This window comes from Paenibacillus sp. FSL R7-0216 (assembly GCF_037969915.1).
Lineage (GTDB): Bacteria > Bacillota > Bacilli > Paenibacillales > Paenibacillaceae > Fontibacillus > Fontibacillus rhizolycopersici.
In genome coordinates, this window is record NZ_CP150222.1 from 2,732,828 (window position 1) to 2,745,278 (window position 12,451).

9 protein-coding genes and 1 pseudogene are annotated in these 12,451 nt (G+C 51.9%); 1 reads left to right on the forward strand and 9 read right to left on the reverse strand.

The genetic code is table 11. From position 1 onward, the window contains the following. Position 1: 1 nt before the first annotated feature. The 9 genes and pseudogenes from MKZ15_RS12330 to thyA form a co-directional block, all read right to left on the reverse strand. Positions 2-1,135, reverse strand: coding sequence for a DHHW family protein (locus tag MKZ15_RS12330; RefSeq protein ID WP_339816373.1), 1,134 nt, complete (start codon positions 1,133-1,135; stop codon positions 2-4). 23 nt (positions 1,136-1,158) lie between these two features. After that, positions 1,159-2,566 (reverse strand): annotated as a pseudogene (locus MKZ15_RS12335) (MBOAT family O-acyltransferase). 50 nt (positions 2,567-2,616) lie between these two features. Then, positions 2,617-3,297: a GDSL-type esterase/lipase family protein gene (locus tag MKZ15_RS12340; protein ID WP_339816374.1), complete on the reverse strand. Its 681-nt coding sequence runs from the start codon at positions 3,295-3,297 to the stop codon at positions 2,617-2,619. Between the two features lie 138 nt (positions 3,298-3,435). After that, on the reverse strand, positions 3,436-5,265 hold the full coding sequence (locus MKZ15_RS12345; RefSeq protein ID WP_339816375.1) for a HAMP domain-containing sensor histidine kinase: 1,830 nt from the start codon (positions 5,263-5,265) through the stop codon (positions 3,436-3,438). Then, the gene (locus MKZ15_RS12350; RefSeq protein WP_213622997.1) at positions 5,262-5,939 is read right to left on the reverse strand and encodes a response regulator transcription factor; all 678 of its coding nucleotides are present in this window, start codon (positions 5,937-5,939) and stop codon (positions 5,262-5,264) included. The genes MKZ15_RS12345 and MKZ15_RS12350 overlap by 4 nt, the downstream gene beginning before the upstream one ends. Positions 5,940-6,092: 153 nt before the next feature. After that, positions 6,093-8,387 (reverse strand): DNA topoisomerase 3, encoded by a 2,295-nt coding sequence (locus MKZ15_RS12355; protein WP_339816376.1) that lies wholly within the window; start codon positions 8,385-8,387, stop codon positions 6,093-6,095. Positions 8,388-8,520: 133 nt separating this feature from the next. After that, on the reverse strand, positions 8,521-10,008 hold the full coding sequence (locus MKZ15_RS12360; protein WP_339816377.1) for a glutamate synthase subunit beta: 1,488 nt from the start codon (positions 10,006-10,008) through the stop codon (positions 8,521-8,523). A 101-nt stretch (positions 10,009-10,109) separates the two neighbouring features. Continuing rightward, positions 10,110-10,601 carry a dihydrofolate reductase gene (locus MKZ15_RS12365; RefSeq protein WP_339816378.1) on the reverse strand — a complete coding sequence of 164 codons (492 nt, stop codon included), beginning with the start codon at positions 10,599-10,601 and terminating at the stop codon, positions 10,110-10,112. Between the two features lie 27 nt (positions 10,602-10,628). Next, positions 10,629-11,423, reverse strand: coding sequence for a thymidylate synthase (gene thyA, locus MKZ15_RS12370; protein ID WP_155605900.1), 795 nt, complete (start codon positions 11,421-11,423; stop codon positions 10,629-10,631). 252 nt (positions 11,424-11,675) lie between these two features. Between thyA and MKZ15_RS12375 the strand changes: the two genes are divergently transcribed. Further along, complete coding sequence (locus MKZ15_RS12375) at positions 11,676-12,446, forward strand: hypothetical protein (RefSeq protein ID WP_339816379.1); 771 nt, start codon at positions 11,676-11,678, stop codon at positions 12,444-12,446. Positions 12,447-12,451 lie beyond the last annotated feature (5 nt).

Below are 12,451 nucleotides of genomic sequence, written 5' to 3' on the forward strand. Positions count from 1 at the left end.
ATTACATCATCTCCGCTACTTTCTGAATGGATCGATCCATAAAAAACGTATTGATATTATAGAGCAGCAGCAAATCTTGGATGTTCTGAGCTCGAATCAGCGCGGCCAAATCGTCGTCGTAATAACGAAGGTCCACGATAACGATCTCGCTGAAATGTTTTGTAAGAAACGGAATTAGGCTGTTGGCGTACGAATCTTTCACGACGAGCAGCTTCCTTCCCTTCGCTTGATCCGAAGTAGTCCTCGCCTGAGCATGGTTGCCGTTTAGGAAGATGGCATACTTGTCCTTCTCCTTCAAGTTCTCCATTACATATAAGGAATCCGAAGAATGCTGTTCATCGGTATACTCAACAGAAATAGGTTCTTTATCTTTCGGTAGCCATAGCTCGATTTCATCCGGCCGTATGTGTTTGAATCCACTTCTTGAATACAGCGATCCGTAAAATTGATCCGTGACCTGCCGAAGTTCAAATTCGGTTTTTGCCTGCGGATTAATTCCCATTTGCTTGCATAATTCGCGGTACGCGTAATAAGCGCCTAAGGTCGTCCAATGATGGTCCGTTCTATAGTAGAGGTACTCCTGTCGGTTGGCGAACAGAGCCGGGTATACATCAACAAACTTAATTGCCTTGCCGAGTGCATCCCGCATTTGCTTCAAAGAAGCAAGTTCATCGCCCACAGGGGCAAAATCCGGTAGCTTCTCTTTGTTTATCGATAATGAAGTAGGCGCCAGCATGACGTATGTGTGCAGGTTTGGTATAGCGGCGGCCAACGCCCGGATCGCCTTCGCGTCCTCCTCTAACCGTAACTTCGCAGGCGGTTGAAACTGCTGAATCAGATAGCCGTCTTTGCCGAGGTAAACCCCGTTGCTTTCCTTTTTCCCCAGTGCCCGTCCCGTGTCGGAGTTGACGCCGATCCAGAAGTCGCGGATAGGAAATTGATCGGAAATATAATTCTCATAACCGACGGTAAATTTCCCTGAAGTCACACCATACAGTGAAAGCTTCGGCTTAGGTTCCAGCATTCTGTTTTCCTCTGGGGAAAACTTGCGGTCCGGCGTCAACCAACCCGCAACCGGCAACGCGCAAATAAATCCCAAAAAAATGATTGCCATGGCCCTCTGAACCTTTCTCAATTTCGCAGCCTCCTTTCCCCGCGTCAAAATCGAAAATATAAAAACGGATTATAGGTTTGATGGACGAGATTCGCGGTTGACAGCAACAGCAGCAGCAGGTATACACCTATCGTCAACGCGGAACCCGCGATCGTCCGTCTCTTCCGAACACGCAACAGAAGCCGGCGCGGAAGCGGCGTCGCGCATACCGCCAGCAAAACCAGCCAACCTGCATAAGTCGTTATGTCGTATAACGCTTGCTGATTAACTATGCCCGTACGAGTCGTACCCGAACAGCGTACCGAGGAACTGACAGGCAGTTTCCAGGTTATCGTATTCGAAAAACACCCACCCAACGATAACGGCCGTAAGCGTGTAACCATGTGCGACAAAGCGCGGAAGGCGGCGCAACCCTTTTAGCCAAAACAATTTCTCGACCGTAACCAGGAACCCAAAATAAAGTCCCCACACGATAAAATTCCAACTAGCCCCGTGCCACAACCCGGTTAAAAACCAGACGATCAGTACATTACGTAACTGCTTCAGTAATCCTTTTCGGTTGCCGCCAAGCGGGATATAGGCGTACTCCCGAAACCAGGAGCCCAGGGAAATATGCCATCTACGCCAAAATTCCGTGACGCTGCGGGATACATACGGGTAGTTGAAGTTCTTCGCGAACTCAAACCCGAACATCTTCCCGAGACCGCGGGCCATGTCTGAATATCCGCTGAAATCAAAGTAGATTTGAAATGTGAACGCCAAGATTCCGAGCCAGGCGGAAAGCACGCTAAGCTCTCCTGGCGGCGTCGCTTTGACATTCGTCCACAGCAAGCCGATTTGGTTGGCCAGCAGCGCTTTCTTGGCGAGGCCGCGGATAAACAGCTCCGTTCCTCTTCCGAATCGTTCCAGCGTCATGTGCCGGACAACCAACTGCCGAGCGATGTCGCCGTATTTGACGATGGGCCCGGCCACAAGCTGGGGGAACATCGCCACGTAAGCGCCGAACGAAATTAGATTGCGCTGCGCGGTTACTTTACGCCGATAAACGTCGATCATGTAGGACATCGTTTGAAACGTATAAAAGGAGATACCGAGCGGCAGCGGAAGATCCGCTGTCTGCAAATGAAGATGTAATAGCCCATTCAGATTGTCCACAACAAATTCGGCGTACTTGAAGAAGAACAATAAGCCTAGATTGACGATGAGGGAAACGAGCAATACACCATAAGCGATCCCCCGTCGTTCTCGATATTTCTCGATCATCAAACCGCCTGCATAATTAATCAGGGTAGAGAACATCATGATGAACACATAGAGCGGCTCTCCCCAAGCATAAAACACCAAGCTAGCCGCGAGCAGAACGGCGTTTCGAAGCCTCGGGGGGGATAAATAATAGACGAGCAGCGTTATCGGCAAAAATTGAAACAGGAAGATCAGGCTGCTAAATACCAAAGCTCATCCCCTCCTTGGCTCATCGCTATACGAAAGAACCATTGACGCCCTCACTCTACCTGATCCTTCAATGCTTCCAGCATCAGCGGATAAAACTCCGGCTTGAAATGAATGCCGTCCGTATCGTACAGATCCGGATGGTTCGCGATGATTACGGACAAATCGACAAACGCGACCTGCTCCTTGGCAGCCATCTCCTTCAGCCTTTCGTTAAAGTCGGGGATATTTCGATAACGCGGCTCATCTACAAGCGTTTCCTCCGAGACGGGCGTGACCGACAGTACCGTGATTTCGGCCTGCGGAACCTTCTGTTTGATCGCTTCGATCAAGGAGATGTAATGGTTGATCGCATAGTCCAGCGGATGCTCTGTTGGCCAAAGGATATCGTCCGAACCCAACTGGATGAAAATCTGCTTGGGATTTCTCTGGATCAGGTCCTCCATGTCCCCCATAGCAAATTCCGCCGTTTTTCCCGCACCGGCCAACACGTTTTCTTCAGCCAACACCTCGTGATACGACAAGCCTTCCGTAATGGAATCCCCCAGAAAAACGCTGTTACGAAACAGAGAAGCTAGCTTGGTTTTCGGCGTTCCTGCGGAGGTTGTCTCCTTCGTTGAACCGGCGGTCGACGGTTGGTCGGTCGACACTACCCTATCCGTATTCAGTTCTCCACAGGCGGCGAGTGATAAAGCGAATATTCCGGTCAACATGATTTCGAGCATTTTTTTCATTCTCTTTCCTTTCCTCTCTTGTGGGTTCAATCTCTCCCAGATAGGATAGAGAAAAGAAATGCAGATCAGGTGCAGACCCGATCAATTTGAGCTGAATTTTAGCCGAGGCGAAAACAAGACAAGCGCAGAACCGAAGTTCTACGCTTGTTTACGCAAATCGAAGTAAAACAATACTCCTTCCGCCGTGTTCGTTACGCCGTAGGACGAGCCGTGTAATTCCAAAATATTTTTGGCGATCGCCAGCCCCAAACCGGTTCCGCCCGTCGCCGCATTTCGCGAAGGCTCCCCGCGGTAAAAGCGATCCCACACTTTCTCCAACTGCTCCTCCGGAAGATGAACTCCGCGATTTTCGACGCCAACCCTAAGGGTATCCCCTTCATCGGTCGTGGTTACGAGGATGGTCGCCCCTTCCGGTGTATAGCGAATCGCGTTGGTGAGAAAATTGATCAATACCTGCTCGATGCGTCGGCGATTCGCCACAACTTCTGCCGTTGCCAGCCGGGTGAACAGCTTGAGCTGCCTGGCTGCCAACTCCGGCGCTAGTTTCTCGCATACCCGCTCGACGACGGGGAGAATCTCGAACGGTTCCGTGTTCATGACATACGTGCCCGACTCGTATTTCGCCAAATCCAGCATATCCTCAATCAACAAGATCATGCTGTTCACTTCTTCTTCCATCGCCGCAAAATAATAATCCCGCTTGTGGCTGGCAACTCCGTCTTTGAGCACGGCCAACCCACTTTGAATGACGCTCAGCGGCGTCTTCAGTTCATGCGAAACGCCGGCGATAAATTCTTTTCGAGTATGCTCCAACTGCTTTTCCTTTTCGATGTCCCGCTCCAATTGCATGATATGGGAATGCAGCCGATCAGACAACTCGTTGATGCTGCCTGATAGCTGTCCCAACTCATCCCGGCTGCGGACCGGTAATTTCTCGGAGAAGTCCAGCCGGGCGATCTGTTTGGTGGTCCGGTTGAGTCGCAGCAATGGCCGGGCAATCCGGCGGGAGAAATAAAGCGAAGCTGCAACGGATAGCAGCAAGGCGGCGAGGATCACATAGCCTAAATAGCTACGCATCACCTTCGCAGCCTCACTTACAGGTTGAAGCGACGTCATGGCGAAGATAAAAGCGGGTTTCCCTTTCGCGTTTTCCATGCGTTCCACAAGTACCTTGTAATTTACACCATTCTCCGCAAAATCCATTTCTTCGCCGTTTGCACCCCCGGTAACATCTCCGAAAAGAAGGTCGGCTTGAAAGGTTTTGATCCGATCCAGAAATAAGCGGTTTGCATAACGTGTAACGTCGTCACCTTCCGGCAGTTGAAGGCTTGTGATCGTCCCCTGGACCAGCACAGAGGGGTATTCCTCACGATACAGCTCCGGCTCTTGGAAGCGCGGGACAACCTTATATTCCTTTTGAATCAAGGGGGTATTTTCCAAGCGATCTTCTTCGCGTAAACCGGCAATATTGCTGTTCGCCCGCTGCGGCAAGAACCGATCGTTCATCAGGAGGCCTTCGATCGCAATCGGCCCGCCTTCCTTAACCCAAGTACCGCCATAAACGTTCAACGGATTGTCCGCACTAAAATCGTCCACGTCGGCCATGGCGTAAAGGGGGAACGTCATCGTTTGTCCGGAGAGGCCGGGAGCGCCGTCCGATTGCTCCAAACGGACCTCCATAGCAAAATCGTCAAAGTACTGCAAATTCCCCATTTCGTCCAACACGGCGATCCAAATGCCCTGCTCCCGATCATATTCCTGCTCCAGTTCGGCCAAGGCTTTCGATACCCCATCCGCCTCCATGTACGCTTGTTCGAAGGCCTGAACGGAAGTTTTTGCATCGTCCACCTTTTGCTGCACGTAAAACTGTTTAAAGAACACGGTTTGACCGGCGAAAATCAGCGCCACGATCATCAAGCAGAGCGCCGTCGTCAACAAAAACAGTTTGAGTACAATCCCCCTAATCATGGTCGGTCCTCAAATTTGTAACCCGCCCGCATGACGGTCACGATGCATTTGGCTTTGTCGCCCAACTTTGCCCGCAAATTTCGCATATGGCTATTGATCGTTCGTTCGTCACCGGGAAAATCGTATCCCCAGACCTTCGTCATCAATTGTTCCCGGGTTACGATCAATCCTTTGTTCTTCATGAGATAGGCCAAGATTTCGAATTCTGTGTATGTAAGGCTGCAGTTTTCCCCGTCGATCGTCACGGAACGGGAAGCAAGGTAGATCACGATCCCGGCTCCGGACAACAAGTCCTTCTCCTGACCGGGTATACTCCGAGGTTCCAATAAGCGTTTAGCCCGCGCCATCAATATCGGCGGACTGCACGGCTTGACGACATAATCGTCCGCACCCAGCTCGAATCCGAGCAAAGTGTCATCTTCATCCGAACGGGCCGTCAGCATGATGATCGGGACATCCGACACCTTGCGGACCCGTTGGCACACCGACCATCCGTCCAGCTCCGGCAACATGATGTCAAGAAGGATCAAATCGACCGGATGTTGTTCGAACAGAGCCATAGCCTGCTTCCCATCGCCGGCCTCCAACACGTCGTATCCTTCGTTCAGCATATAATCTTTGAGGATCTCCCGCAAAAGCAGCTTATCCTCGACAATCAAAATCGTTTTGGACATGGTTCTACCTCTCTATTACAAGTTGCGTATTCCCAAGCCTACACTAAACGTTTTTACTGAAAACATCAACTTCATAACAAGAAAGCAGCCGACATGTGGATATCGGCTGCTTATTAATTAATATAGTTAACGAAATAGATATAAATCAATAATTTATGAAGTGGATGAAGCCACTGAACGATCGGTCTGCTCCAAAGTAAGCTTCCCGCTATTACGATCAGCAAGTGAAATGCGAGCCTTAACCTCTCCGCCTGCCTGCTTGAACGATAGCAGCTGCGTTTGTCCTTTCGTCAGCAGAGCGTTCAACATGGCCGGCGAAATCTTCTTGCCTTCAAACTCTTTCCAAATCACAAAACCGCAGCCTTGTTTGTAGTGCGTGCAGCCGTAACCTTTACGGCCTTCGATCAACTGGCCTCCGCAGCCCTCGCGCGGACACGGAGCAAGTGGCTGCATACTGCCTGCCTGTGGTTTAGTAGTAGGCGTGCCCGTGTTGCGCTCGCCCTTCTCAACACCGGTGGCAGCACGGCCGGATTTGCTGTTACCGTTGCCGCTCCGACTTCCGCCGCCACGTCGGCCTCCTTTGTTCGCCTCCTCCGTTCCAAACATGGAGGCGTCCGCCTTTTGCTGGGTACGCACCTTCTCAATGATCGAAATCGTGAACCGGCGCACGTTATCCATAAACTTTTCCCGAGCTGCTTCACCCTTGGAAATCTGATACAATCGCCGCTCCCATTGGCCGGTCATCTCCGGCGAGGTCAACAGCTCGACGCCGGCGTGCCGAATCAGCTCCACCGCTGTCCGGCCTTTTTGCGTGACGGTGATCTTCTTGCCTTGCATCGTAATATATCCCACGTTCTTCAGCCGCTCAATCGTCGCCGCCCGCGTAGCCGGAGTGCCAAGGCCAGCATCCTTCATCGCATCGCGCAGCTCTTCGTTCTCGAGTTGCTTCCCGGCGCTCTCCATCGCTTTCAGTAGCGTACCTTCCGTAAAATGCTTCGGCGGCTGCGTAGCCTTCTCCTTCGCTTCGGCGCCTGTACATTGCACCGGACGGTCCTTGTCGATCTGGAACGGTTCGCTGACCAGATCCTCGGACTCCTCTTCCTCGTCTTTCTTCTTCCCGCGACTGCTCCCGGATTTCGTCCCGTCATCCCCCGGCAAGCACACCTTCCACCCCAGGGACAGCAGCTCCTTTACGTTCGTCTTAAACGTTTCGCTTTCCACTTCAGTCAACACCGTATGCTGCTTATATTCGGCTGCCGGATAGAAATGCGATAGGAACCTCCGAATGACAAGATCGTAGACGTTCTGTTCTTCCTTACTTAATGTGCCTGGTCGCCGTAGCGTCGGCAGGATCGCATGGTGATCCTCGACCCGCGTCGGGTTGCACACCGCTTTGTTGCCGACATGCACCAGATTGGGCCGGCCACCTTCAGCCAGTTCCTTGTAACTTGAAGACTTCAGCATGTGAAGCACCTTGTGCATCCCGTCGATATTTTGCTCGGTCACGTAGTTGGAACTCGTCCGCGGATAGGAGATCACCTTATGGCGTTCATAGAGCGCCTGCGCGATGTCCAGCGTCTTCTTGGCAGAGTAGCCGAACTTCGCATTCGCTTCCCGCTGCAGTAAGGTCAGATCGTAGAGCTTGTACGGATACTCCTTCGTCTCTTTAACTTCGTATTCGGTAATCCGCCCTTCCTTGCCGCGGACCTTCTCGGCGATCGCCGCCGCCCTCTCTCCGTCCGTCAGCCGATCGCCTTGCCAGCTGCCCGTGTACTTGCGCGCGTCTTGCTCGAATTCAGCTTTGATTTCGTAGTAAGTCAGCGAATCGAAGTTCTCAATTTCCTTCTGACGGTCGTAGATCAGCGCCAGCACCGGGGTTTGCACGCGACCAACCGATAACAACTCCCGGTGTTTGGTCGTAAACGCCCGCGTCGCGTTCATCCCGATCAGCCAATCCGCTTCACTGCGCGCCCGTGCGGCCATCGTCAGGTTCTCGAACTCAGACGCGTCATGCAGCTCAGCAAACCCTTTGGCAATGCTCTCGCTGGTCAAGTCGGAAATCCACAGCCGTTTGACGGGCTGAGTTAACTTTAGCTGCTGTTGGATTAGCGCAAAAATATACTGCCCTTCACGCGCGGCGTCGCAGGCATTCACAATCGCGTCGCATCGTTTGGCCAGCTCGCCGATCGTTTTTAACTGATCTTTCGTCCGCGGGTTCGGTACGATCTTGAATCGATCCGGCAGAATTGGCAGGTCGCCGAAATTCCAGCGTTTGAATTTTTCATCATAGGCATCCGGCTCGGCCAGGCCTAGCAAATGACCTATCGCCCAAGTAATGATGTAGCGCTCTCCCTCCAGATAGGACCGGTTGTTCTTCGCTTTCGGCTCAATCACCGCAGCGATAGTTCGTCCCATGTCCGGTTTTTCGGCAATTACGAGCGTTTTCATGCTTAAGCGCCCCTCTTCCTCTGTCTATCAATCTAAAAAAGAGCCGCGCTCCGCGCAGCTCTAGTAAGCTAGTACCTATTATAACATATTGACCTAGGATCGTCCTGCAAAAATCTGCAGTCCGAGCAGTGAGTTACGCCAGTACCGTCGAACCCATCAGGTATTTATCTACTTCCCGGGCTGCCTCCCGGCCTTCGTTGATGGCCCAGACAACCAAGCTTTGTCCCCGGCGCATGTCCCCGGCGGCAAACACTTTATCGATATTCGTTTTGAATTGACCGTATTTCGCCTTCACGTTCGTGCGGCGGTCTCTTTCCAGACCCAGTTGGTCGGCCAACGTCGATTCCGGTCCGTCGAAACCGATGGCGATCAAGGCCATTTGCGCCGGAAAGATGCGTTCCGTACCCGGGATCGGTTGATAGATTTTGCGCCCGGTCTCGTCGACGATCCGCTGGATTTGCACAGTGTGCAGTTCCTTCAGGTTGCCGTTCTCGTCGCCGACAAATCGCGTTGTCATGATCGAGAATTCACGCGGATCGGAACCGAACAATGCTTTGGCTTCTTCTTGGGCATAATCGAGCGTGTACACGTTCGGGAATTGCGGCCAAGGATTGTTAAACGAATCGCGTTCGAGCGGCGCTTTGGCGTGGGTGCCAAACTGCGTAATGCTACTGCAACCATGGCGCAGTGCTGTCGCCACACAGTCAGAGCCGGTGTCGCCGCCGCCGATCACGATGACATCCTTCCCTTCGGCGGACAAATATTGCCCGTCAGTTAGGCCGGTGTCCAGGTAGCTCTTGATCGTACCGTTCAAAAACGGCATCGCATAATGCACCCCGTTCAAATGGCTGCCCTCAATGTTAAATTCCCGAGGTTTCGTAGCCCCGCCGCACAGGACCACGGCGTCGAATTCATCGACGAGCTGCTGGGCTTGGATATCCTTGCCGATCTCCGTATTGGTGACAAATTTAACGCCTTCCGCCGCTAACAGGTCAACACGACGTTGTACAACCGATTTGTCCAGCTTCATTGTTGGAATGCCGTACATTAGGAGGCCGCCGATCCGATCTGAACGTTCGTAGACGGTCACCTCATGGCCCGCTTTATTTAGTTGGGCCGCACAGGCAAGACCCGCCGGTCCGGAGCCGACAACGGCCACTTTACGGCCTGTCCGCTTCTCCGGAGGTTCCGGTACAACCCAGCCTTCCTCGAACCCTTTATCGATAATCGCCTGCTCAATCGTCTTGATGGTCACCGGCTGCCCGATTAGGCCGACCGTACAAGAGCCTTCGCATGGCGCAGGACATACCCGGCCCGTAAATTCCGGGAAGTTGTTCGTTTTGTGCAAACGGTCCAGCGCCTCTTTCCACAAATTGCGGTAAACTAGGTTATTCCATTCCGGAATCAGATTGTGCACCGGGCAGCCCGCCGTTCCTCCAGCCATATCGATTCCCGTATGGCAATACGGTGTGCCGCAATCCATGCAGCGTGCGCCCTGAGTGCGCAGCTCCTCATCCGCCATATGCTTATGAAATTCCTCCCAGTCCTTAACCCGTTCGGACGGACTACGGTCTCCGGGAAGCTCACGTTTGAACTCCATAAATCCTGTTGGTGTAGACATCAAAAAGTTCCCCCATCCGTCATCAGTGTATCTTGATGTTAGCATTCGGGGGAACGGTTATTAATGGATTATTGATATGATAATTTGTACTGATCATCACATCATTTACGACGTTCGTAAGTCAGAAAACGATAATCATAGGGGTTCTTCTCGTCTCGCACCCCTTGTTCTTCATGGACTAATTCAAAGTCTTCCCATAAAAAGTGAGGGAAGAACACGTCCCCTTCAATATGTTCCTCGATCCGGGTTACCAGGAGCCGATCCGCCAGCGGCAGGAAGTGTTGGAACACGCCTGCACCCCCGATAATCATCAGTTCGCCACGATCCGCGTAGGTTAACACTTCTTCCACCGAATGCACGACATCTGCTCCCTCCGCCACATAAGAAGCATCCGCCGTAATTACGACGCTATGCCGATTCGGCAACGGCTTGCTGCCCATGGATTCCCAGGTTTTACGGCCCATGACGATGGTTTTCCCCGTTGTCTGTGCCTTAAAGAACTTCAGATCGGCCGGCAACCTCCAAGGAAGTTGATTATTCCGACCGATAGTTCCGTTTCTGGACATCGCCCAGATGAGCGTAATCATCCCCATGCAATACCGACTCCTAACTTGTTGAATTTAAACGGCAACCGTTGCTTTAATCGTTGGATGGAACTGATAATCAACAAATTCGAAATCCTCATACACGTAGTCAAAAATCGAATCTGGTTTGCGTTTGATCACCAGCTTCGGCAACGGATAAGGCTCACGCTCCAATTGGGTTTGCACCTGCTCGACATGATTGTTGTAAATATGAACATCCCCACCGGACCAAATAAATTCACCAACTTCAAGATCGCATTGCTGGGCGATCATATGTGTGAGCAATGCGTAACTTGCGATGTTGAATGGCAGACCAAGAAACGTATCCACCGAACGCATCGTCAACATGCAGGACAACTTCCCGTCCGCCACATAAAATTGAAAGACAAAGTGGCATGGCGGCAGTTTCATTTGATCTACCTCGGCCACATTCCATGCGCTGACCAGATGGCGGCGCGAATCGGGATTCTTCTTGATTGCTTCTACGACGGAAGTAATTTGATCGATCTTCCGACCGTCTGGCGCTTCCCAGGAACGCCATTGCGATCCATATACGGGTCCAAGGTCGCCGTTCTCATCCGCCCACTCGTCCCAGATGCGTACGCCATGCTCTTTGAGATAAGCTATATTCGTATCGCCGCGCAAAAACCATAGCAGCTCATGGATTACCGATTTCAAATGGATCCGCTTGGTCGTTACCAGGGGGAAGCCCTCGCTTAAATCGAAGCGAAGCTGACGGCCAAATACAGAGCGCGTCCCGACGCCGGTCCGGTCCTCTTTAGGTGTCCCGTTCTTTAGAACATCCTCCAGCAAATTCAAATAATTTCTCATCGTCTACACCCCGTCACCTTGGTCTATAATCCATCCTATTATATCAGACTTCCGGAGCTTCGTGACAAGAATGCTTGTTCGTATCGCTTCTTGACATCCTGAGTATGGAAGGTTATAGTAAGAGAACCATATCTTAATAGAACAATGCGAGTGAAGCACCTCGCAAGGTAGGCGTCAAAGCCTGTCTTGGAGGTGCTTTTTTTGCGTTGTCATTAGGGGTGGAAAATGAGTTTCGTTAGGAGATGATGGTTCGTGAATTGGAGACAACCGATGAAAATGTCCTTACTTGCGGTAATCATGCTTTCCATGATGTTGGGTGGAAATCGACAGTTGGTTGCAGCTAGCTCTTGGGATGCGGCTTTAGACGGGATCGATGCGGTGTATGACGGTTTGACGGCCGTACAAACGCTGGTGAAGCAGGAGAGTCTTGAAATCTCGGCGCTGCGCAAGAAGAACAACGACGCTTTGTCTGCGTTAAATGCGAAGATCAGAGCGATCGATCAAACGACGGTTACCCGTCTGACCCAGGAAACCGAGGCGCTGCAGCGCAAGCACGCTCCTTTGTTAGAACAATACGCCTCATTGGGCAAACAGGTGACGGCAGCTAAGAAACGCAAGGATAAGAAATCCGCGGATATGCTGGAATTGAAACGTAATCAATTGAAGCCTGCGGCAACATCCGCTTCGGCGGAGATTAAAGCTAAGAAGGAGGCGCTCTCAGCCGCGAAGAAGTCCAAGACCGCCAAAGCGAAAGTCGTTAAAGATGCCCTGGTTCCGGTGCAGACGTTAAAAAAGCGGATCACCGCCGAAAACAAATCCGTCGCCGCCGCGCGAAAACACCTTTCGGCGGCGGATAAACGATACAAAGCCAGCGTGAAGCGAGGCGACGCTATCGTTGCAGCCCTTGAGCTAAAGACCGTTTATGATCAAACCAAAGCCATTCACGCATCTTTAACGAAAGTGTACGAGTGGGAGCGGCATATCGCCCAAAACGTTACTCTTGCTGCCGCCAAACTCCCTTAAGCGAT